Raw genomic sequence first — 22,377 nt, forward strand, 5'->3', positions numbered from 1 at the left:
TGATTTAGACGAGTCATGAAGGCTCGCTTATTTAAAAAAGTAACAAAATAAATTAAAACAAAGAATGAAAAAGACAACTGTATTGTTACTTGCGCTATTATATAGCCTGGGAACTTATGCGCAGGAGGCTGTAGAGATTAACGGAAGACTTTCCTCAGACAGATTCTCTAAAATAAAGCTATATAAAGTAGTTGAAGGTGCACTGGAGGAAATGTTCAATTTCAATGTAAAAGAAGACGGTGGTTTCCGGTTTATGTTTTACCCGGACTATGAAGGTTTTTATGTATTGGGGATGGGTAGTGCTATGGCACCACATCATAACAGGACATTCTATTTCAAGCCAGGAGATAAACTGGAATTAAACATGAATGACTCAACATATACACTAATTGGGGATCATAATTCAATCGAAAACAAGATTGTAAGCAAATGGTTCAATAAGTCTTTTGTGGTAAAAGAAAAGTCTGTCGAATTTGCAAATTCCAACTTTTTCACAACCTATGTGGATTTTTATCCCGATCTGGATGAGTTAGCCGCAGGCGCTGCAAGTTTTATTACTCAGAATAAATCAGGTAACCCCCGTTTTGATAAATTATTGCCTGCCTTGGTAAAATGGGATATTGCGAGTTATGGTGTTAACTTTTTGTGGACGCCTCATGGAGAAGGTAGTCGTACTCCTCCGTCAAAAGATACACCTGCTTCCAGAACTATACCTGATTATTATACATCCAACTCAACGCTGAACTCGCTGACTCCTGATCAGTACACAAAAGATAAGACCGAAGCTTATCAGTATCCTTGGGTACAACGTACCATCCCGATGTTGCTAAATTTCTGGGGTGTAAAGAATAAAGAGAAGCTATCGGCTAGTATAATAGGATTAGAAAACAGACTTAAATATATTCAAAATGACACCTTGAAAGGAGACGCTGTACTCAGCTTTCTACAACATCAAAAAGATCAGGGTAATTTTCAAGAAGGAGTGGCTAAATACGGTCAATTCATTTTGTCTGATACCCAAAAAAAGATGCAAGCAGTTTATGAAAGTAAGTTAGCTCCCTTTAAACCTGGCGATGCGGGCTTTGACTTCGTATTCCCTGATATAAACGAAAAAAATGTTGCTTTTTCAGATCTAAAAGGAAAAGTTGTAGTCATTGATGTATGGGCGACCTGGTGCGGCCCTTGCTTGCAGCAGATTCCTTATTTAGAAAGACTAGAAGAGGAATTTAGAGATAAAGACGTGGCCTTTGTAAGCATCAGTACCGATAATATTAAGGATAAGGAAAAATGGAAACAAATGGTAAAAGATAAAAACATGATAGGCTATCAATTGATTTCCGTCACACGAAGCGAATTTCAAAAATTCTATCAGATCAATAGCATTCCTCGCTTCTTTGTTTTTAACAAACAAGGACAATTAGTGAGCGCAGATGCACCAAGGCCGTCCGATCCTAAGCTGAAATTAATTATTGAAGATGAGTTAAAGAAAAATTAACATTTCCTAAAACTTTGCTCACAAGATATGGATTATAAATATAAGGTAATAACAATTAGAATATTTGGCGTACTGTTATTTTCTCAGCTGGCCATGATAGCACTAGCTCAAAAGCCCGTAGAGATAAAAGGAACACTAAGTTCATCTGATAGCAAACAGTTGAAATTGTACAGTGTACTGGAAGGTACGCTAGAGGAGATTACGGCGTTTAACGTCAAGGATGACGGAGCATTTCGCTTCCTATTCTATCCTGAATACGAAGGATTCTATGTCTTTGGGACGGGTACTTCAACCGCACCTAGCCATAATAACATCTTTTATTTCAAAGATGGGGACCAATTAAATATCGACTTAACCGATACTACCTATATATTGCAGGGTAGATCGAACTCTAAAGAAAACCAAATCCTATCCGCGTGGTTTGAGCAGTCGTTTAAAGTAAAACAAAAGTCTATAGAATGGAAAAGACATTATCTAGGGAGTACGTTTGTAGATTTCTTTCCAGACTTAGAAAAACTGTATAAGGACTCACCCGCGTTTATTGCCAAATATAAGTCTAACAATCCTAAATTTGACAAAGTCTTTCCCATCATTGTAAAATGGGATATTGCTTCATTCGGATTGAGTTATTTATTCACAGGACGTCGTGTACACCCTACTGCTGAACAGCATATTGATGCTATAAATTATGTCAATCCGGTGAACTTTACAAAAAACACAAAAGAAGCGTTCCTATATCCGTATGGGCAAAGAACAGTTAATTTACTTACGTTGAAAGAATCAATCAAAGGTAAAGCACCAAAACTGGACTATCTTTTTAATGATACATTAAAAGGATATCTCGTCTTGGATGATCTACAACGGATTAAAGACCGGGGAATTTTTACTGAAAAGCTAAAGCAATCTGAACACTATATCGCAACAGCAAACCAGAAAAAAATATTAGCTCTGTACGAGACTAATCTGTCCCCTTTTAATCCGGGTGATCCGGGCTTTGAATTCTCATTTCCAGATAGCCAAGGAAAAATGCATTCTTTTCGTGATTTTAGAGGTAAAGTCGTGGTCATAGACGTATGGGCTACTTGGTGTGGTCCATGCTTGCAGGAAGCTCCTTATTTTAAGTCCTTAGCGGAAACATTTTCAGATAAAGAGGTCGTATTTATCGGTATATCGACCGACCAAGAAAAAGATAAAGTCAAATGGCTAGATATGCTCCACGAGAAAGCAATGAACGGAATCCAATTGCATGGAGGAAGCGGCAATCCATTTTCAAAGTACTATCTAATCAATACCATTCCTCGATTCCTTGTATTTGATAAACAAGGCAGACTCGTAAGCTCGGATGCACCAAAACCATCTGACCCAAGTTTAAAATTAATAATTGAAAGAGAACTAAAAAAATGAGATTTAAACATTTAGCAATATTATTCTTTGCACTCTCCACGGGGGGACAAGCATTCGCCCAGAAGCCTGTCGAAATCAAAGGACAACTCGCGATCGGTAAAGAAATCAGATTATATCAGACTGATGCAGGTGCTGCATTAGAGGTAGCAAAAATACAAGCAAAAGAAGACGGAAGCTTCCGTTTTTCGTTCTTTCCAGATTACGAGGGGATTTATGTCCTCCAAACAAGTGCAAGTTCTGCTCCTAATTCGGAGTTTTACCTAAAAGAAGGAGACGTCTTGGACGTGACATTAAACGAACTAGGGTATGAACTGCAAGGTGCAAACAACTCCAAAGAAAACCAGATTCTTGAGGCGTGGGAAGCACAGTCGCTTCTTTTGAGCATGGAGCTCAATAGTCCTGAGGACTACATGTCAAAATTAAACGCCGCAGCGAAGCTATATGCTGAAAAGAACAAATCAAAAAACAAACAATTTGATCATTTCTTGCCACAATACTTGAAGTGGAATATCGCTCAGCATAGTAATAGCTTAGCAAAAGGATTCAAAATCACTGATTACACACGTTCTGCACATGAGGTCTACGCATTACCAAATGGGCTGAAGACATTGAAACGGATCATACAGCTTGAGGCAGCGAAAAGCGGTAAAATCAAAGAAGGAATGGAAGGCTTGAAATCCGAGTTAGCAAGCATACAAAATGACACGCTAAAAGGAGATATTGTACTGAATTATATGGCCGAACTGGTTAGCTACCGCGGATTTAATGAAGCAGCAAGCCAATGCAGCGCCTTCTTTGTTACGAAAAAACAACAGCAAGACTTAGAGAAGTATAAACTCAAGTTTAGTAATTTTACCCCCGGAGATATGGGCTTTGAATTTGCCTATCCCGACAAAAATGGTAAGATCGTGAAGCTAAGTGATTTTAAAGGAAAGGTCGTAGTAGTAGACGTATGGGCTACTTGGTGTGGCCCCTGCCTGAAGGAAGTTCCCCACCTAAGAAAGCTTGAAGAATCTTTAGCGGGCAAAGACGTAGTCTTCATAGGCATGTCTACAGATAAGGACAAAGATAAGAACAAGTGGGAAGAAATGATTGAGGAAGAGGCAATGAAAGGCAGCATACACATCCTTGCTGGACCAACCAATGAATTTTCCAAGTTCTATAAGATCAGCAGTATCCCTAGATTCTTAGTCTTCGACAAGAAAGGTAATCTGGTTACAGCGAATTCGCCGAGACCATCTGACCCAAAATTGAAAAAAATAATTGAGGAAGAATTGAAAGTCACTAATTAATACACGTAGGTATCTCATCCATTAGGCTCAACAAAGGATTTATTCAACTCGATGGCGGACTCAGACCAGATACATTTACGTCTAGCTAAAACAAGCCCCCGAAACAAAATGCAAAAAAGTTAAAATAGCTTCAGAAACAAAAAATCCTGCATCTGTTCATTCAAATGCAGGATTTCATATTATGGAGTTGCTACTGGAATTGCAATTGCCCTGTTGACGGCCTTGTATCCCGGTGCTTCCTTCGTGACACATTTACCTTTGATGTCTCAATGTCCCGGTTGTATCTTTCATCATCCCGCACATTAAAAAGGTTAAACAATAGATGTCTGAAAGCCTTTTTCTTCTCTCGCCTCATCAAACTTTCCCGCGATCCGGTTACCAAAAATAAGCAATAGCCGAGGTAACCGAATGGTTTGCTATGGAATGAAATAGTATGGTTTATTTATTTTCTTTAAAGTGGTTTTAATGCCGCTTAAAATGAGAAAAGCCACCCTGAAAGAGTAGCTTTGTGATCCCGCTGGGATTCGAACCCAGGACCCATACATTAAAAGTGTATTGCTCTACCAGCTGAGCTACGGAATCCTAATTCTTTATTGAATTATCCTTCGTTGTTTGAAGTGATGCAAAGGTAAAAAAATCTATAATACAGACCAAATGAAATGGTTTTTATTTTGTTTTTAAACCATTAAGTGTTTGTTTTTCAGTTTGAAAAAATAATCTTTTTGCTAGATTTAACATAAGATTATTGCTTTTTTGCGCTGATCATGCGGTCTACACCATTGATGTCTTGTAAAATCTTGACCTGTGTAAATCCCTTTTTGCGAAGTAAGGATGCCGTTTCATGGCTTAGATATTGATTGATCTCGAAATAGAGCGTACCGGTTTCCTCCAGATGAGCCAATGCAAAGTCCGAAATGTAGTCATAAAAAATCAATGGGGCACTGCTTTCAACAAATAGGGCGAGATGTGGCTCAAAGGCGATGACATTTTGATGCATCTCTTCTTTCTCTGCCGGTGTAATATAAGGGGGGTTACTTACGATGATATCAAATCGTTCACCGTTGGTAAACAAAAATTCCCATTCTAAAATATCTGCATGGACAAACTGAATAGCTACTTCTTGTTTTGCCGCATTTTGTTTAGCAATTGCAAGAGCTTCTGATGAAATATCTATCGCCCAAATTTCTGCATCTTGTATGTGTTTTGCTATGCTAATGGGAATACATCCGGTACCTGTTCCAATGTCTATGAGACGTAGATTTTTCTGTGTGCCGTGTGATTTCAAGATCAGATCGACCAATTCTTCCGTTTCCGATCTGGGAATCAATGTATGTTCATTGACATTAAAGTCGAGTCCATAAAATGATGTACTGCCAATAAGATGCTGTATAGGTTTGCCGTATTTTAATTGCTGGAGCATTTCAAGCAATTGATGCTGCTGATCGGCAGTAGGAGCACTGTTTTTCTCGAGCAAATAGTTTGCTTTTTTTAGCTGCGCAATATGTTCGATGGCGATATGAAACATTGCTTTAATTTCTGCCGGATCATATAGGTTAGCTAATTCATCTAAAAAAACTTGTTCAATATCACGCCATTTGTTCATGATACAAACTTACAATATTATGCATTATTTAGGAGCAATTCACTAAGTTTGTTGTATGGATAGGCGTGAATATTATATGCAAAGGTGTTTGGATCTTGCTGTTTTAGGAATGGGAACAGTGAGCCCCAATCCGATGGTAGGTGCAGTCGTTGTGCATGAAGATGCTATTATCGGAGAAGGATATACTTCTCCATGTGGCGGGCCGCATGCTGAGGTCAACGCTGTACAGTCTGTGATTACTAAATACGGGATAGAGAAAGCAAATCAGCTATTGGCGGATAGCACCATCTACGTAAGTTTGGAGCCTTGTGCGCATTTCGGAAAAACCCCGCCCTGTGCGGATATGCTGATCGCTCATGGCTTACAAAAAGTTGTTATAGGTTGTTTAGATCCTTTTTCTAAAGTAAATGGTCTGGGGATAGCAAAACTGCTGTCGGCCGGAATAGAAGTTGTTAAAGGAGTATTGGAAGATGAATGTCAGTATATAAATCGTCGGTTCTTTACACAGATTAACAAAAATAGGCCTTATGTGGTTTTAAAATGGGCCGAAACTAACGATGGATATTTTGCGCCCGACGATGACAGACAGCAATGGATAAGTAACGCTGCGAGCAAGCAGTTGGTACACAAATGGCGCAGTGAAGAAGATGCTATCTTGGTGGGGAAGAATACGGCGCTAATTGATAACCCAAGTTTAACAAATCGATGTTGGACGGGAAAGTCTCCGAAGCGGATTCTGATCGATCGGAATCTTGATGTTCCTGCTGATTATCATCTTTTGGATCAATCTATCGAAACAATTGTGTTTAATGCGGTTAAATCGGAATGGAATCAGAATCTTAAATATATCGAAATTGAAAACTTTGACCTATACCTGCCTCAAAACATTTTATATCAATTGTACTTGATGGATGTACAATCTATTATTATCGAAGGTGGGGCTAAAACTCTACAGATGTTTATCGATGCCGGTCTCTGGGATGAAGCACGAATTTTTGTATCCAAAGAATCATGGGGCGCAGGGATGGTTTCTCCAAAAATAAGTGGCGTTTTGGAGAAGAAATTGCAAGTCTCCGATGATCAATTATTGATCTATCACCCAATTAATTAGCGATTTATTTTAAAATGATATATAAAAGCTGTAAATTTAAGCTATGTCATTTCCGGAAGAATTACTTCACTTCATTTGGCGTTTTCGCTTGTATAACCAATTGGATTTAAAAACATCTGATGGAGATGAGGTGCGGGTGGTGGAAATAGGGCAGTATAATGTTAATGCAGGTCCTGATTTTGAATTTGCCTGTGTCCGAATTGGTGACGTATTATGGCATGGTCATGTAGAAATTCACATTCATGCTAAAGATTGGGAAAAGCATGGGCACTCATCTGATCCGGCATATAACAATACGGTATTGCATGTGGTATGGAATAATGATTTTGCTGTACTCCGATCTGACGGAACTCCAATTCCTACTATATGTTTGCAGCCTTATGTACAAGAAGGAAGGTTGTTGAAATATCAATCTCTTATGCAAAATCTGAACTGGATACCCTGCGAAAATCAGATTTCTCAAATTAATGATATTGTGGTTTATCCATGGCTAAAGCGACTTGCCATAGAACGGTTAGCAGATAAATACGACTATTTTTTACGAATTATTCAGGAAACTAAACAGGATTGGGAAAGGGTATTGGCTATTGCATTGGCAAGAGCCTTCGGTATGCGGGTAAACTCGATAGCTTTCGAAAAATTGATGTCTTCTGTGGATTTACTTTTGTTTCAAAAGTATCAAAATGATACTATAAAGACGAGTAGCTTGCTGTTTGGGGTTGCTGGTCTATTGAAGCAAGAGACAAAGGATGATTACCCTAAAGCGTTACTGTCTGAGTTTGAGTACTTGAAGAAAATCCATAAATTGGAACCTATGCGGACAGAAGAGTGGAAATTTTTGAGGATGAGACCATATAATTTCCCTACTTATCGTATTGCACAGCTGTCGACATTATTATGTAATAAGGCTTATTGGTTTGAATTTATTTTACGTGAAGATAGATTGACGATTTCAGCGATGATTCAATCCTTTGAACTTCAGGTATATTGGAGGGATCATTATAGGTTTGACAGGCAGACAAAAGTTCATTCCACCTCATGGTCTAAGGAATTTATTTCCCATCTCTTTGTGAATTGTTTTATACCAATAGTATTTGCCTATGGTAAGTTTTATAACATCGAAAAATACATGGAGAAAGCTATACAATGGTTGGAGGAAATTGAGACGGAAAATAATTCCATCATCACAAGGTTCAAGAAAATGAATGTAAAATCACACACTGCAGCCGATTCACAAGCCTTGCTACATTTGAAAAATAATTACTGCGATAACAAAAGGTGTTTAGAATGTGCTATCGGTGTTTCACTTTTAAAACACTAATTTACTTTCAAAATCTCCGCTATCTCATGAAAACCTTTATCTGCAGCCAAATCTGCCGCCGTAGCACCTAAATCTGTAACAATGCTGATATTAGCTCCTTGTTCCAATAATAAAATAATCAACTCAATATTACCGTGTTGAGCGGCCAAATGTAGTGGAGTAATACGGGCGGTTTGGACTACATTTACTTCGGCTCCGGCCTCAATAAGCATTTTACTTATTACCTCATTGTTGATACTTAATGAAGCATGTAAGGGGTACACATTGTAGCCATTTTGTGATGGTATATTGGGATCTGCATGATGGGCTAGCAAAATCCTGACAATATCTTCTTTACCGAAATGTGCAGCAATACCGATAGGAGTAAAGCCATGAGAAGAAATTTCGTTAATCACCTCCGGTCTTTGTTCGACCATCATTTGTACGTGTTGTGCTAATCCTGCGGCACATGCTTCATGAATGGTAATCGATGTGATGTATTTTAAGATTATTTGTACAATTTGAGGTTTGTGGTAATAGCAGGCCAATAATAAAGGTGAAATATCATGGCTTGTATTCTCTTTAACCAAAGAAGAGTTTTTACTTAGTAACAAATCTAAATCTTGAAAGTTACCCGTTTCAATATATTCCTCTAATACTGTTAAGCTCATTTTTTGAATTTCCTGTTTCAGCTCCGAAATAAAGAAAAAAATATGGATTCGGCACAAATTGTGAGTAAAATTTTGTTTGTGGATTAATAATGCTTTTTTTTTGAAATCTCAGCTAAAGCATAATTTTATAATGCTTATTACGCAAACAATGGTTTTACATAGTGTTCATGTAACAGAGTTTTAATTTTAACAATCAAATTTTCGGGAAAATGTTGCAAATAAGGAAAGGTTGTTTACTTTTGTAGCGCCCTCCCCAAGGGCATGTTTTTCATAGGTAGATGTAGGGTCGAATATTTCTTATTCGGCCCTTCTTATTCGGCCCTTATTTTATAGATTTGTTCTATGAAACGAAAAATCATAGTTGCGATCACAGGAGCATCGGGGGCAATTTACGCAAAACTTTTATTGGATAAACTGAGTCTATTGATGGATCAGATTGAAGAGATAGGTGTTGTTATGTCGGATAACGCGAAGGACGTTTGGCAATTCGAATTGAAGAATGAGGCGTTTAAAACATATCCCTTTGTATTCTATTCAAAGAATGATTTTATGGCTCCTTTTGCATCGGGATCCGCAAACTTTGATACGATGATTGTTTGTCCTTGTTCAATGGGGACTTTAGCGCGGATAGCAAACGGTACGTCTTCGGATTTAACTACTCGCGCTGCAGATGTTATTCTTAAAGAAAGAAGAAAATTAATTCTTGTCGCCAGAGAAACCCCCTTAAACTTGATGCACATACAAAACATGCTAACAGTGACCCAAGCAGGTGGAATTATTTGTCCGGCAAGTCCATCATTTTACAGTCAACCTCAATGTATTGAAGACGTAGCTGCAACAGTGGTGGATAGGGTCATTTCTTTAGCTGGTCTTAAAATAGATAGTTATGAGTGGGGACAGTGCGGGAATAAACTATAATAAATACGTTTACATTTTAAGAGTATTTTGTACATTTGTTTTTTAATGGAGCAATTTGATTTTTCGGTTTTTTCGAAAAGAAATCTTTTAATAGAACGATACGCTAAACTGCTTTTTTTTTCAGAAAGTGTTTGTGTTATCGCTAATTGTTTATTTTTAAGGGGATCAATGAACTCGTTGCAATGGCCATCAAGAACCTTCATAGCTGTCGGTATTACCGCTATCATGAAGGTTTTTTTTATTAAAATGCTTCAACTCCATTGTGTTAAGTTAGCAAAATTTAATTTCTAGCATATTATATATCTATGAATACGATCTTAATTACTTCTGCAAAATTGATTTTACCCGGGCATAAATTTCATCAACAAGAAGTTGATTTGCTGATAAGCAAAGGTAAAATTGTGGATATAAATAAGAAAATTAAACAGACTGATGAAAAGATTCAGGTTATTGAAGGGACGGGGGCGATAGTAGCACCTGGTTTCTTTGACTTGAATGTAAATATTGGTGAACCGGGTTACGAGACGAAAGAAGATTTACAAACTGGTACCGCTGCTGCTGCAGCAGCAGGGTTTACCGGTATTGCCGTTCATCCGAATACTAATCCCGCTATCCAAAGCCGATCGGAAGTTTCGTTGATTGTTAACATGTCTAAAGGTAATCTTGTAGATGTATATCCAATAGGAGCTGTAAGCAAAAAGCGAGAAGGTAAGGAGATGGCCGAGCTTTATGATATGAAGGTAAATGGTGCAATAGCTTTTTCGGACGGCAATCACAGTATTCAGCAAGCTGGATTAATGGGGCGTGCATTATTATATGCCCGTGGATTTAATGGATTGGTGATATCTTTCGCTCAAGACGAATCTATTGCCGGAGGTAATCAAATGAACGAAGGGGTGATGAGTACATTTTTAGGTATGAAAGGTATTCCGAATCTAGCGGAGGCGTTAATGGTTTCGCGTGATTTGTATTTGGCAGAATATAATGATGCTCCTATTCACTTTACCACTATCTCTACAGCAGAATCGGTAGATCTGATAAAAAAGGCGAAAGCTAAGGGGTTGCGCGTGACTTGTGATGTGGCAGCACACAGCTTGGTGTTTACAGACAATAATATAGAGGGGTTTGATAGCAACTATAAAGTGAGTCCCCCTTTACGTACGCATAAGGATGTAAAAGCATTAATTAAAGGACTTAAGGACGGTGTAATAGATGCTGTAGTTTCCCAACATACGCCACAAGAGATCGAGTTTAAGGCGGTTGAATATCATATTGCAAAAAATGGTATTACCGGTTTACAGACCGTGTTGCCGATGTTGCTTACAGCAGGACTGAACGAAGATCAAATTGTTGAAAAATTGGCAATAAATTCACGAAAAGTCGTGGGGTTAAAAATCCCCAGCTTAGCAATAGGTGAAGAAGCAAATATAGTTTTATTTAACACAACGGCTACTTGGGAGTTCAACGATAAAACAAATAAATCGAAATGTAAGAATAATCCGCTTTTTGGACAGACTTTAACAGGGAAAGTACTAGCGGTAATAAATAATAATCAAGTAGTTGTTAATAACTAATATTATGGATATTAAAGTTAAAAAAGCAGTAGAGGCGGGTGTTAATACATATGCCGACCTGGAAAAAATAGATGCAAAAGAGTTTCAAAAGGCCATCGAAATTGCATTCGATGCGGAAGCTATATTCATGAATAAGCTTGAACAGGTAGATGCTGTTTTTGACGAATACCAATCTTTTGAAGAACTTAGAGAGGTGTTTTTCGATTTGTTAATGATTAACTTTTTTGCAGAGGATGTGCAAAAGCTCGAAGAAGATTACCTCGATTCTGATGAATGGGAGGCTATTGAAGAAGATACATTAGATAGAGGCACAGAACTGTTAAATGTGTTTTTATACATCAAAGAATGCGCGGACGATAAAATCGCTCCAGAATTAGAAGACTACTTAAAAGAATTCTTATTGGTGGAAGAGGATGAATTTCAGGATGAGTATCGCATCTATGAAAAAATAATTGCAAATCAGATTCTTGTTGAAAGTGATTATTCTGAAATTGCAAAAGTATCCACCACAGTACATGATGAAGATGAATTATACGAGCTTTTTAATCCTATAGTTAGTTTCTTCTACGAGCCAAATCCTTCGTCGGATCAACTCGCTGAGTTCACGGAGCACGCGTCAAATAAATCGCTAGAGACCGCATTGTATCAAATCATTGCCAATTTTAATAAATAGTAATTTATGAATGATTTAAGTAAGAAGGAAAAAAGGAACGGATTGATATATGGAGCAGCTGTAGGTGTGATAGCTATAATCCTTTCCGTTTCGAGTATTTATTATACTCGAAATGCGGACACCTATTCTAATCTGTATATCGTCAGTACACTATTGAAGATCTTAGGATCTATTGCTGTCCCTGTATTTTTTGTTTACTTATTCAGACGCAGTAGCGGTGGAGATTGGATATTCAGCAAAGCGCTAAAAAGTATCTATATCCTTTTGGCGGCGAGTATCGTAGTTAGCTCGCTCGGTATTACCATCTATCAGAAAACTATGGATAAGGTAGTGTTGGAAGAAAGTTATCAAAATTTGATGAACTTGAAAATAGTAGAGATGGAAGAAAAGGGAGCTAGCAATGAAGAGATAGATCAACAAATGGAGGTGATTGAACAGGATCGCGAATTTGCTTTTAGTCCAATGACTTTTAGAAATACAGTTCCTCCGATTTTTATCAGTTTATTATTAAATTTTATATTTGCTTTGATTTTAGCTTTATTATTCAGAAATAATACGCAAAAAGTTAAGTAAGCAATTAAACTATAAATCTTTATGGACATTTCGGTAGTTATACCTTTATATAATGAAGCAGAGTCGCTGCCCGAATTGACGGAGTGGATTAGAAGAGTAATGGAGCAGCATAGTTTTTCGTATGAAATTATTCTTGTCGATGACGGAAGTAAAGACACTTCGTGGCAGGTAATAATGGATTTGAAAAAGGAAAATGAACAGATCACCGGTGTCAAATTTCGAAGAAATTATGGGAAATCTGCAGCACTTAATGTCGGTTTCGCTGCTGCTCAGGGAGATGTGGTCATTACAATGGATGCAGATTTGCAGGATAGTCCTGATGAAATTCCGGCACTTTATGATCGGGTGAAAAATCAAGGTGCGGATCTTGTGTCGGGGTGGAAGCAAAAGCGCTACGATCCTCCAACAAAGACGATACCTACCAAGTTGTTTAATTCGGTTACCCGAAGTATGTCTGGGATTCACAATCTGCATGATTTTAACTGCGGATTAAAAGCCTATCATAAAGATGTCGTAAAAAGCATTGAAGTATATGGTGAAATGCATCGGTATATTCCCGTTTTAGCCAAATGGGCTGGATTTACAGCTATTCAAGAACAGGTAGTACAACATTACCCCCGAAAATATGGTACGACTAAGTTTGGCCCCGGACGATTTATAAAAGGATTTTTAGATCTGCTATCTATATTTTTTGTTGGCAAATTTAGTAAGCGTCCAATGCACTTTTTCGGTCCTATCGGAGTAATTAGCTTTATGATTGGATTCTTCATTACCTTTTATTTAATCTGTGAAAAGTTAATGAGTATAGCGGAAGGAACGGCTTACAGAAACGTAACAGATCAGCCCTTATTCTTTTTGTCACTGTTGGCGATTTTGATAGGTACACAACTGTTTCTGACTGGATTTGTCGCGGAGCTGATCGCTAGAAATAGTTCGGAGCGAAATAAATATCAAATCGAGCGTGTAGTATAATCGGTATGTTTTTTTCCATTATTATCCCTCTTTACAACAGGCCCCAAGAAATTAAGGAACTTTTACAATCTTTGATTTCCCAAACGTATAGCAACTTTGAAGTGATTGTTGTGGAAGACGGGTCTACGGATTTGGCGAAAGATATTGTGGAATCATTCGCTGCAGATCTCCAAATTAACTATTTTTTCAAGGAGAATGGAGGTCAGGGATTTGCACGAAATTATGGATTCGAAAGAGCAAAAGGAGATTATTTTATCGTATTCGATTCTGATATTATTGTCCCGTCTGAATACCTTTCTATAGTCTTGTCTAGTATTCAAGAGAATAATTGGGATGCATTTGGAGGGCCGGATGCTACTCATTCTTCTTTTACTGCTGTTCAGAAGGCTATCAGCTATTCGATGACAAGCCCTTTTACAACTGGTGGAATACGGGGGAATAAAAAACATGTAGGACAATTTCATCCGCGCAGCTTTAACATGGGGATATCGCGCACGGTATGGCAAAAAACGGGAGGGTTTAAATTGTCTAGGCGTTCGGAAGATATTGAATTTAGCATTCGAATGATAGAAGGTGGATGTAAAGTTGGTTTAATACCAGAAGCATTCGTATATCATAAACGGAGAGCGAATTTTGCACAGTTTTATAAACAGACCTATTCGTTCGGAAAGGGGAGAATTGATATTGCGCAAATCTATCCCAACGAATTGAAACTTATTCATACGCTTCCTTCTTGTTTTACCGTTGGGGTTATCGGATTGTTGATTTTAAATTTCATTAATATGCTTACGTTCGATGAAATCGTGCTATTACATTATCTAGCATTGATAGGGAATACATTGGTGCTGTTTTTTTGTGGAATATTATTCGTACATAGCCTCTCCGTGACAAAGAGTATTCGTGTGGCAGTGTTGTCTGTTTTGGCATCGTTTACACAATTGATAGCATACGGAAGCGGATTTATACAAAATTATATAGACCGTGTGGGGTTAAAAAAAAATATGGTACAGTAAACTTTTGTTTTGAAAAATAGGATGAGTATATTGGGCTTAGTATGGTGATATCGTTTACGCAATATAATTTAGATAAGATAGAGCATCTTCTTAATGATTTGGGATATAAAGTACGTTATGAGAAAGGGAATTTCAAAACTGGTGCATGTGTGATCCAACATTCAAAAGTTATTGTGGTCAATAGATTTTCTAATCTGGAAATTAAGATTTTGTCTTTGATTCAACTTTTAAAAGATTTTGATTTAGAGAAAGAACAACTAGATGAGAAACAGTATACATTTTTTAAATCTTTAATTAAATCAACTGCATAGATTTTGAAAATTCGATTTTTAGGAACCGGAACCTCACAAGGTGTACCTGTGATCGCTTGTCAGTGTAAAGTGTGTCAATCGACAGATACACGGGATAAGCGATTAAGGTCTTCTATTCTCATCGAATTGGATAAGCATAACATTGTTGTTGATACGGGGCCTGATTTCCGGTATCAGATGTTGAGATCGCATGTGACGCATTTGGATGCGGTACTGATGACCCATTCCCATAAAGATCATATAGCGGGGCTAGATGACGTACGTGCATTTAACTATATACAGCAAGCCTCTATTCCGATATATGCTACTTCTGTGACGCATGAAGCGCTAAAGCGCGAGTTTTATTATGCATTCAGTAATAACAAATATCCAGGTGCTCCACTTTTAGAGTTGGAAGAAATTGAACCTGGAATACCCCTTAATCTATTTGGTCGTGAGATTATCCCTATTGAAGTGATGCACTACAAGATGTCTGTAATGGGGTTTCGTATAGGTGACTTTGCATATCTTACGGATGCGAAAACCGTATCTCCTGAATCAAGGAAGCTCTTGGAGGGGGTAAAAGTGATGGTGGTAAATGCCCTTCAAATGATGCCGCATATATCCCATTTTACCTTAGAGGAGGCGCTTGCCTTTATTGGTGATATCAATCCTGATCAAGCTTATCTTACGCATATTAGTCATCGTTTTGGTACGCACGAAGAAATCCAATCCCTGCTACCGGGTAATGTATTTGTATCTTTTGACCAATTAAGTATTGAAATAAGATAGAAAAGCTGCCCCTTCAAAAACTTTCCATACGGCAATTTGTTGTTATTTATTATAACACTATAAACAATTCGTTAAAGAGGATAAAGTTTATTAATTATTGAAACTATGGGAAATTTGCTTTACACGATTGCAGTAATTTTAGTAATTATTTGGGCAATCAGTTTTTTTGGAGGCTACGCCACAGGAGATATTATTCATATTTTGTTAGTAATTGCAATAATTGTTGTTTTATTACGGGTGATACGCGGCAGCGCTTAGCTCATTTTTTTTAAATAAATTTGGGCAATTTCGATGTCTTCTGGAAACGTAATTTTGATATTTTTGTGATTACTTTCTAAAAGATAGATGGAGGTGCCTGTTTTTTCTACTACTGAAGCATCATCTGTAAAATCAGGCTGTTCATCCTGTTCGTAAGCATTTATTAACAGTTGAGATGGAAAGGTTTGGGGCGTTTGTATAAGCCATATTTTATCCCTCTTCATCGCTTTTGAATCGCCTATTGTTCCTTGGCGTATCGAATTTGTACTCGGTACGGCTAAAGTATTAGCTTTGCCCTTATGGGCCATTTCAAAAGACTTTTTGATTAATCTTCTATTGGTCAATGGTCTCGCTCCGTCATGAACAGCGATAGCGGTGTTATGTAACAGTATCTCGCTGTACTTGTTTTTTAGGTGTTGTAAACCATTTTTAACACTTTGAAAGCGAGTGGAGCCTCCGTGTACGATGTCATGTGGGATATTGAATAGATGATTTCGACAGAGTGTAGCCCAGTATTTTTCCATTTCAGCATGTAATACGACAATAATATCGGTAGCGATAGGTGCGAAAGCTTCTATTGTGTGCATCAACACCGGTTTGTCTTCTAATAGAAGATATTGTTTAGGAATATCCGATTGCATACGGGATCCGGTGCCACCAGCTACGATGATTACGATATTATTTACCATGGGTTGCGCATAACATAAAAAAGCGTGAATTCACCATTCACGCTTAAAATTATTGAATATTTTTTAAATTAGATAATCAACATTGCATCGCCATAACTGTAGAAACGATATTTCTCTTTAACGGCTACTTCATAGGCATTCATTACATTTTCATAACCGGCAAACGCAGCAATCATTACTAATAACGTTGATTCCGGAGTGTGAAAATTTGTAATCATTGAGTTTGCGATACTGAAATCATAAGGAGGATAGATGAATTTACTTGTCCAGTCTGTTGCCGATTTCAAGTGTTTATCTGCAGATACAGATGATTCGATCGCACGCATAGAAGTGGTACCTACAGCACAGATGCGACGTTTATTGTCTATACCTTTATTGACAAGTTTAGCAGCTTCGTCCGTGATGATGAATTGCTCGGAATCCATTTTATGTTTTGTTAAATCTTCTACTTCTACGGTACGGAAAGTTCCCAATCCTACATGAAGTGTTACTTCTGCAAAGTCAACTCCTTTAAGTTCCAATCTTTTCATCAATTCGCGTGAAAAGTGTAAACCAGCTGTCGGAGCCGCTACAGCGCCTTCATTTTTAGCGTAAATTGTTTGGTAACGGAATTTATCTTCAGGGGTAGCTTTACGTTTAATATATTTAGGAAGAGGTGTTTCGCCCAAGATTTCGATGTTACGACGAAATTCTTCATCTGTACCGTCAAATAAGAAGCGGATAGTGCGGCCTCTAGAAGTTGTGTTGTCAACTACTTCAGCTACTAATAAATCATCATCACCAAAATATAACTTATTACCTACGCGTATTTTACGTGCAGGGTCAACCAATACATCCCATAGACGTAATTCTTTATTTAATTCACGCAATAAGAAAACTTCTATAGTGGCACCTGTTTTTTCCTTATTCCCGTACATACGAGCCGGAAATACTTTTGTATTATTAAGGATCATGACATCTTTGTCATCAAAATAATCCAAAACATCTTTAAAAATTTTATGTTCTATTTTACCCGTATCACGGTGTAAAACCATTAAGCGAGACTCATCGCGGTGTTCTGATGGTTCAGATGCTAATAGTGATTCTGGTAAATTAAATTTGAATTGTGATAATTTCATCGTGTAATCAATATTAATGATTTTTATCCTACTTACATAGTGAGATAAAAAAGAATACAAAGGTAAGTATTTTATTGGATATTGAGGTACTGTTCGTGGTATAAAAATGTAGAATCGGGTCTGGGGTAAATTGTAAGTTCGTTAGAAAGTTTTTTTTGTTATTTTTCAACTAAAAAAGGTGATTTTCAAAAAATTAGTTGTATTTTAAATGCAACTAATACTGATAGTTATAAAAAATAGATTAATATTTTATGGGGGATATAAAAAAACAAGAAATAGCATTAGAAATGGTGTCGGAAGAGTCTTTGGAAGGGGATATACAGCACGTCAATAATCCGGTCCTTGATTTGCCGGAGATAGAAAAAAAGTACCTTCGATCGGTTACTGGATATGTAAAAGAAGGGAATAATTTTGTTTTTACAGACGGGAAGGCTCAAGTAGAAGTCAAAGTGGTTACTGATGATGTGATACGTGTGCGTTTGGCTCCTCAAGGAGCTTTTTTGGATGATTTTTCGTACGCTGTAATCGAGCAGGAAAAGCATACGCATTCTTATGATTTCAGAGAAGACGATAGAAATTTTCATGTTAAGACAAATAATGTGATCTGTACAATCGCCAAAATGGATTTTTTAGTGTCATTTTCTGATCTGAAAGGCAAGACACTCAATGCAGATCATGCGCCTATGCATTGGGAGGAAAATCCGGACTTTGGAGGCTATTATGTCTACTGTACGAAAAAGGCACATGAAGATGAGGTTTTCTTTGGCGGTGGCGATAAAGCATCTAGCTTAAATTTACGAGGTAGAAGGATTAAGAATTGGAACTCGGATACGTATTCTTTTTCATTTAATCAGGATCCGTTGTATAAAACAATTCCATTTTATATTGGTGTGACTCAGGGGGATGCTTATGGTATCTTTTTCGATAATACGTTTAAAACTTTTTTTGATTTTGCGGCTGAACATCAGGATCAAACTAGTTTTTGGTCCGAAGGAGGTGAACTGCAGTATTACTACATTCACGGTCCTCAGATAATGGATGTCGTGCAGCGCTATCATGCTCTTACCGGAACACATTTTTTACCGCCTATGTGGGCGATAGGTTACCATCAGTGTAGGTGGAGTTATTATCCCGAAAAGATGGTTCGCGATGTGGCTTCTGAATTCCGAAAGCGGGAGATACCATGTGATGCGATCTATCTGGATATAGATTATATGGAAGGATACAGGTGTTTTACTTGGAACAAACAATACTTTCCAGATCCCAAAAAGATGATCAGCGACTTGTCGGCCAATGGTTTTAAGACGGTCGTAATGATCGATCCCGGTATTAAAGTGGATGAAAATTATTGGGTTTTCAGGGAGGGACATGATAATAAATATTTCTGTCGTCGGGGTGATGATTATTTTATGGAAGGTTTTGTTTGGCCTGGCCGCTGCCAGTTTCCGGATTACACCAATCCTGATGTACGAGCTTGGTGGGGTACTTTGTATAAAGGACTAGTGGACGATGGAGTAGCGGGGTTTTGGAATGATATGAATGAACCAGCGGTTTTTGGGCGAGGTACATTCCCGGACGATGTTCGTCATAATTACGATGGATATAGGGGTTCACATCGTAAAGCCCACAATATATATGGTATGCAAATGGTTCGCGCTACCTATGAGGGGCTTCTCAAATTATATAAAAATAAAAGGCCCTTTACGATAACACGGGCAGCGTATTCGGGTACGCAACGTTATTCATCTGTATGGACAGGTGATAATATAGCTACATGGGAACATTTGCGCATAGGTGTGTTACAATTGCAGCGCTTATCTGTTTCCGGTTTATCGTTCTGTGGTACAGATATAGGCGGGTTTACCGGTAATCCGGATGGTGAACTCTATACACGTTGGATGCAGTTTGGCGTATTTTCACCATTTATGCGTGTTCATTCGGCAGGTGATACACGGGATAGGGAACCCTGGAGCTTTGGGCCGGAATGGGAAGCTATATGTAAAAAGTTTATTGAATTAAGGTATCGTTTATTGCCTTATATTTATGCTGTTTTCTGGCAACAACATAAGTATGGACTTCCGATCTTACGCCCTGTTGCATTGCTGGAACAGCATGTCTATAAAAATTTACTTCGGGAGGAGGAATTTGCATTTGGAGACAAAATACTGGTGTCTCCTGTTTTGAATCCCGGTCAGATGTCTAAAGTGGTTTATCTTCCGAAAGGAGAATGGTTTTATTATTTTACCAATGAAGTATTCAAAGGTGAAGAAGAAGTATCTATCCCGACTCCCCTGGATCAAATGCCGATGTTTATTAAAGGAGGGACGATCCTGCCTGAATATCCTGTGATGCAGTACGTCGGTGAAAAAAAGATTGAGGCGCTAAAATTGAATGTATATTATTCGGAAGGTGAACACCATAGCTATGGGTACACGGATCATGGAGATACATTTGCTTTTGAACAAAATGTGTATTTGGAGAAACACTTTATTTTTACAGCGGAAACGAACAGAGCGAAAATTTTGCAACAGCGTGATGGTTTATTTACGGAACGGTATGACGAGTACTATATCTATCTGATCGGTTTCCCTTTTGAGGTAAAACAAGTAATGGCAGACGGTATCATACTATCGGTGTTGTCGAAAGAGAATGGTGATAAATATATAGTTGTAGATAATGATTTCAAAAAAATAACCATAGAATAATCTATTATGAGTAAAGCTGTAGAAGTTTTTTCTTTGCTGACAGATTTTGATATTGAGCTCTTTAAAGCCGGAAGACACTTCCGCTTATATGAAAAGTTGGGTTCTCAAACAATCTTTTTAGACGGCAGACAGGGTGTTTATTTTGCTGTGTGGGCACCTAATGCACAGGTTGTATCTGTAGTAGGCAACTTCAATGGCTGGAATCCGCATAGCCATCATTTAAATGTGAGATGGGATGGAAGTGGTATTTGGGAAGGTGTTATTTTTGACATCGGAATGGGGGAAGTGTATAAATACCATATACATTCTTTTTCAGGCCATCATGTAGACAAAAGTGATCCTTTTGCTTTAATGACAGAAATACCGCCGCATACGGCATCTATTGTAAGCACGACCTGGTATCAATGGCATGATGAGAAATGGATGAGGCGTCGTAATGTGTATAATAGCTTGCAGAGCCCGATTTCAGTTTATGAAATGCACATCGGTTCTTGGATCAGAGATCCGGATGATCCGGAAAGGCTTTTATCTTACCGTGAAGTTGCCGAAAAATTAGTTCCGTATGTTAAAAATTTAGGTTTTACACATGTAGAATTTATGCCGGTAATGGAGCACCCTTATTATCTGTCATGGGGGTATCAGGTTACCGGATATTATGCCGCGAGTTCGCGGTATGGCAGTCCTCAGGACTTGATGTTCTTAATCGAACAACTTCATAAAAATGAAATTGGGGTGTTATTGGACTGGGTTCCTTCTCATTTTCCGGGTGATGATCATGGACTTCGCAATTTTGACGGTACATCGCTGTATGAACATGAGGATCCGAGAAAGGGATTTCATCCGGATTGGAAATCGTATATTTTCAATTATGGGCGAAATGAAGTTCGTTCTTTCTTAATTAGCAACGCTTTATTCTGGTTGGATCGCTACCATGTTGACGGAATTAGAGTCGATGCTGTTGCATCTATGCTGTATCTCGATTATTCGCGAGAAGAAGGACAGTGGATTCCAAATGAATTTGGAGGACGTGAAAATTTAGAGGCCGTTCATTTTCTGAAAGAACTCAATGAAGCTGTATATGCCAATTACCCAGATGTACAAATGATAGCAGAAGAATCTACCTCTTGGCCTGGTGTGAGTCGACCTACGTTTAGCAATGGATTAGGGTTTGGTATGAAATGGATGATGGGGTGGATGCATGATACGCTTAATTATTTTAAGGAAGACCCAATTAATAGAAGGTTCCACCATGATAAATTGACTTTTTCAACGGTATATGCCTTCCATGAAAATTTTATGCTCCCTTTGTCGCACGATGAGGTTGTGCATGGTAAACAATCATTGATATATAAAATGCCGGGAGATGAATGGCAAAAATTTGCCAATTTGAGAGCCTTATATTTATACATGTTTACTTTTTCAGGGACGAAGCTTTTGTTTATGGGGGGAGAGTTCGGACAGACTTCGGAATGGAATGTAAACCAATCTTTAGACTGGCATCTACTCGACTACGCACCGCATAGAGGTATGCATCAATATATAAAGCAGTTAAATGAGTTCTATAAATCAGAGCCTGCATTATATGAAAGAGCATTCAGCGGTGACGGATTTGAATGGTTGGAATATGGTGATAATGATAACAGTGTACTTTCTTTCATAAGAAAAGGCCTTGTATCATCAAATGATGTTATAATAGTTCTTAATTTAACACCAGTTGTGAGGCAGGATTATCGAATAGGTGTTCCGGAATCCGGTAATTGGGAGGTGATATTTAATTCGGATGACATTTTTTTCTTTGGGTCAGGTATGGAAATGCCAAATGCTAAATCAGAGCAGATTCCTTGGATGAATAAAGCCAATTCTATTAAAATTAATTTGCCGCCTTTGGGTGGGGTAGTGCTTAAACGAACAACGTAAAAAATCTTA

Annotated in this window: 20 protein-coding genes and 1 tRNA gene; 16 read left to right on the forward strand and 5 right to left on the reverse strand. The window is 38.0% G+C overall.

All coding sequences use genetic code 11. The features are described 5' to 3' along the window. Positions 1 to 64 precede the first annotated feature (64 nt). From E4F24_RS13485 to E4F24_RS13495, 3 genes are read left to right on the forward strand one after another with little or no spacing between them, the layout of a single operon-like run. Positions 65 to 1,495 (forward strand): TlpA family protein disulfide reductase, encoded by a 1,431-nt coding sequence (locus E4F24_RS13485; protein WP_140939634.1) that lies wholly within the window; start codon positions 65 to 67, stop codon positions 1,493 to 1,495. Between the two features lie 27 nt (positions 1,496 to 1,522). Next, on the forward strand, positions 1,523 to 2,899 hold the full coding sequence (locus E4F24_RS13490) for a TlpA family protein disulfide reductase (protein ID WP_140939635.1): 1,377 nt from the start codon (positions 1,523 to 1,525) through the stop codon (positions 2,897 to 2,899). Next, entirely contained in the window at positions 2,896 to 4,191 is a 1,296-nt protein-coding gene (locus E4F24_RS13495) for a TlpA family protein disulfide reductase (protein ID WP_140939636.1), read from the forward strand. Before E4F24_RS13490 ends, E4F24_RS13495 begins: the two co-directional genes overlap by 4 nt. Before the next feature lie 509 nt (positions 4,192 to 4,700). Here the strand turns inward: E4F24_RS13495 and E4F24_RS13500 are convergent. Together E4F24_RS13500 and prmC are read right to left on the reverse strand one after the other, a co-directional pair. Further along, a tRNA-Lys gene (locus E4F24_RS13500) sits at positions 4,701 to 4,773 on the reverse strand. Positions 4,774 to 4,933: 160 nt separating this feature from the next. After that, positions 4,934 to 5,794 carry a peptide chain release factor N(5)-glutamine methyltransferase gene (gene prmC, locus E4F24_RS13505; RefSeq protein WP_140939637.1) on the reverse strand — a complete coding sequence of 287 codons (861 nt, stop codon included), beginning with the start codon at positions 5,792 to 5,794 and terminating at the stop codon, positions 4,934 to 4,936. A gap of 55 nt (positions 5,795 to 5,849) precedes the next feature. Between prmC and ribD the strand changes: the two genes are divergently transcribed. Together ribD and E4F24_RS13515 are read left to right on the forward strand one after the other, a co-directional pair. Then, positions 5,850 to 6,905 (forward strand): bifunctional diaminohydroxyphosphoribosylaminopyrimidine deaminase/5-amino-6-(5-phosphoribosylamino)uracil reductase RibD, encoded by a 1,056-nt coding sequence (gene ribD / locus E4F24_RS13510; protein WP_140939638.1) that lies wholly within the window; start codon positions 5,850 to 5,852, stop codon positions 6,903 to 6,905. Between the two features lie 43 nt (positions 6,906 to 6,948). Next, entirely contained in the window at positions 6,949 to 8,226 is a 1,278-nt protein-coding gene (locus E4F24_RS13515; RefSeq protein ID WP_140939639.1) for a DUF2851 family protein, read from the forward strand. Here E4F24_RS13515 and E4F24_RS13520 read toward each other — a convergent pair. Further along, on the reverse strand, positions 8,223 to 8,876 hold the full coding sequence (locus E4F24_RS13520; RefSeq protein ID WP_140939640.1) for an ankyrin repeat domain-containing protein: 654 nt from the start codon (positions 8,874 to 8,876) through the stop codon (positions 8,223 to 8,225). The two genes, E4F24_RS13515 and E4F24_RS13520, sit on opposite strands and share 4 nt — an antisense overlap. A 342-nt stretch (positions 8,877 to 9,218) precedes the next feature. On the opposite strand from E4F24_RS13520, the gene E4F24_RS13525 reads away from it, so the two are divergent. From E4F24_RS13525 to E4F24_RS13565, 9 genes are all read left to right on the forward strand, one after another. Beyond that, a complete protein-coding gene (locus tag E4F24_RS13525; RefSeq protein ID WP_140939641.1) occupies positions 9,219 to 9,794 on the forward strand; it encodes a UbiX family flavin prenyltransferase in 576 nt (191 codons plus the stop codon). Between the two features lie 305 nt (positions 9,795 to 10,099). Next, a complete protein-coding gene (locus E4F24_RS13530) occupies positions 10,100 to 11,368 on the forward strand; it encodes a dihydroorotase (protein WP_140939642.1) in 1,269 nt (422 codons plus the stop codon). Positions 11,369 to 11,372: 4 nt separating this feature from the next. After that, positions 11,373 to 12,041: a hypothetical protein gene (locus E4F24_RS13535; RefSeq protein ID WP_140939643.1), complete on the forward strand. Its 669-nt coding sequence runs from the start codon at positions 11,373 to 11,375 to the stop codon at positions 12,039 to 12,041. A 6-nt stretch (positions 12,042 to 12,047) separates the two neighbouring features. Then, the gene (locus E4F24_RS13540) at positions 12,048 to 12,614 is read left to right on the forward strand and encodes a DUF4199 domain-containing protein (RefSeq protein ID WP_140939644.1); all 567 of its coding nucleotides are present in this window, start codon (positions 12,048 to 12,050) and stop codon (positions 12,612 to 12,614) included. 21 nt (positions 12,615 to 12,635) lie between these two features. Further along, positions 12,636 to 13,586 carry a glycosyltransferase family 2 protein gene (locus tag E4F24_RS13545; RefSeq protein WP_140939645.1) on the forward strand — a complete coding sequence of 317 codons (951 nt, stop codon included), beginning with the start codon at positions 12,636 to 12,638 and terminating at the stop codon, positions 13,584 to 13,586. 5 nt (positions 13,587 to 13,591) lie between these two features. Beyond that, complete coding sequence (locus E4F24_RS13550; protein ID WP_140939646.1) at positions 13,592 to 14,599, forward strand: glycosyltransferase; 1,008 nt, start codon at positions 13,592 to 13,594, stop codon at positions 14,597 to 14,599. A 41-nt stretch (positions 14,600 to 14,640) separates the two neighbouring features. Then, positions 14,641 to 14,910 (forward strand): hypothetical protein, encoded by a 270-nt coding sequence (locus E4F24_RS13555; RefSeq protein ID WP_317130747.1) that lies wholly within the window; start codon positions 14,641 to 14,643, stop codon positions 14,908 to 14,910. Positions 14,911 to 14,913: 3 nt separating this feature from the next. Further along, entirely contained in the window at positions 14,914 to 15,681 is a 768-nt protein-coding gene (locus E4F24_RS13560; RefSeq protein WP_140939647.1) for an MBL fold metallo-hydrolase, read from the forward strand. Between the two features lie 105 nt (positions 15,682 to 15,786). Further along, a complete protein-coding gene (locus E4F24_RS13565; protein WP_140939648.1) occupies positions 15,787 to 15,939 on the forward strand; it encodes a lmo0937 family membrane protein in 153 nt (50 codons plus the stop codon). On the opposite strand, the gene E4F24_RS13570 is transcribed toward E4F24_RS13565, so the two are convergent. After that, positions 15,936 to 16,628, reverse strand: a complete 693-nt coding sequence (locus E4F24_RS13570; RefSeq protein WP_140939649.1) for a 2-C-methyl-D-erythritol 4-phosphate cytidylyltransferase — start codon at positions 16,626 to 16,628, stop codon at positions 15,936 to 15,938. The genes E4F24_RS13565 and E4F24_RS13570 overlap by 4 nt on opposite strands. A 68-nt stretch (positions 16,629 to 16,696) precedes the next feature. Then, positions 16,697 to 17,746 carry a tRNA preQ1(34) S-adenosylmethionine ribosyltransferase-isomerase QueA gene (gene queA, locus E4F24_RS13575; RefSeq protein ID WP_140939650.1) on the reverse strand — a complete coding sequence of 350 codons (1,050 nt, stop codon included), beginning with the start codon at positions 17,744 to 17,746 and terminating at the stop codon, positions 16,697 to 16,699. A gap of 251 nt (positions 17,747 to 17,997) precedes the next feature. Between queA and E4F24_RS13580 the strand changes: the two genes are divergently transcribed. Further along, on the forward strand, positions 17,998 to 20,451 hold the full coding sequence (locus E4F24_RS13580; RefSeq protein WP_140939651.1) for a glycoside hydrolase family 31 protein: 2,454 nt from the start codon (positions 17,998 to 18,000) through the stop codon (positions 20,449 to 20,451). Between the two features lie 6 nt (positions 20,452 to 20,457). Further along, positions 20,458 to 22,368, forward strand: a complete 1,911-nt coding sequence (glgB, locus tag E4F24_RS13585) for a 1,4-alpha-glucan branching protein GlgB (RefSeq protein WP_140939652.1) — start codon at positions 20,458 to 20,460, stop codon at positions 22,366 to 22,368. Positions 22,369 to 22,377: the final 9 nt, after the last annotated feature.

Source organism: Sphingobacterium lumbrici (assembly GCF_006476045.1).
GTDB classification, from domain to species: Bacteria; Bacteroidota; Bacteroidia; order Sphingobacteriales; family Sphingobacteriaceae; genus Sphingobacterium; species Sphingobacterium lumbrici.

Bases quoted from the DNA above. Each gene is read 5' to 3' on its own strand.
- E4F24_RS13485 (WP_140939634.1), top strand. From the start codon at position 65: ATGAAAAAGACAACTGTATTGTTACTTGCGCTATTATATAGCCTGGGA.
- E4F24_RS13490 (WP_140939635.1), top strand. From the start codon at position 1,523: ATGGATTATAAATATAAGGTAATAACAATTAGAATATTTGGCGTACTG.
- E4F24_RS13495 (WP_140939636.1), top strand. From the start codon at position 2,896: ATGAGATTTAAACATTTAGCAATATTATTCTTTGCACTCTCCACGGGG.
- prmC (WP_140939637.1), bottom strand. From the start codon at position 5,794: ATGAACAAATGGCGTGATATTGAACAAGTTTTTTTAGATGAATTAGCT.
- ribD (WP_140939638.1), top strand. From the start codon at position 5,850: ATGGATAGGCGTGAATATTATATGCAAAGGTGTTTGGATCTTGCTGTT.
- E4F24_RS13515 (WP_140939639.1), top strand. From the start codon at position 6,949: ATGTCATTTCCGGAAGAATTACTTCACTTCATTTGGCGTTTTCGCTTG.
- E4F24_RS13520 (WP_140939640.1), bottom strand. From the start codon at position 8,876: ATGAGCTTAACAGTATTAGAGGAATATATTGAAACGGGTAACTTTCAA.
- E4F24_RS13525 (WP_140939641.1), top strand. From the start codon at position 9,219: ATGAAACGAAAAATCATAGTTGCGATCACAGGAGCATCGGGGGCAATT.
- E4F24_RS13530 (WP_140939642.1), top strand. From the start codon at position 10,100: ATGAATACGATCTTAATTACTTCTGCAAAATTGATTTTACCCGGGCAT.
- E4F24_RS13535 (WP_140939643.1), top strand. From the start codon at position 11,373: ATGGATATTAAAGTTAAAAAAGCAGTAGAGGCGGGTGTTAATACATAT.
- E4F24_RS13540 (WP_140939644.1), top strand. From the start codon at position 12,048: ATGAATGATTTAAGTAAGAAGGAAAAAAGGAACGGATTGATATATGGA.
- E4F24_RS13545 (WP_140939645.1), top strand. From the start codon at position 12,636: ATGGACATTTCGGTAGTTATACCTTTATATAATGAAGCAGAGTCGCTG.
- E4F24_RS13550 (WP_140939646.1), top strand. From the start codon at position 13,592: ATGTTTTTTTCCATTATTATCCCTCTTTACAACAGGCCCCAAGAAATT.
- E4F24_RS13555 (WP_317130747.1), top strand. From the start codon at position 14,641: ATGGTGATATCGTTTACGCAATATAATTTAGATAAGATAGAGCATCTT.
- E4F24_RS13565 (WP_140939648.1), top strand. From the start codon at position 15,787: ATGGGAAATTTGCTTTACACGATTGCAGTAATTTTAGTAATTATTTGG.
- E4F24_RS13570 (WP_140939649.1), bottom strand. From the start codon at position 16,628: ATGGTAAATAATATCGTAATCATCGTAGCTGGTGGCACCGGATCCCGT.
- queA (WP_140939650.1), bottom strand. From the start codon at position 17,746: ATGAAATTATCACAATTCAAATTTAATTTACCAGAATCACTATTAGCA.
- E4F24_RS13580 (WP_140939651.1), top strand. From the start codon at position 17,998: ATGGGGGATATAAAAAAACAAGAAATAGCATTAGAAATGGTGTCGGAA.
- glgB (WP_140939652.1), top strand. From the start codon at position 20,458: ATGAGTAAAGCTGTAGAAGTTTTTTCTTTGCTGACAGATTTTGATATT.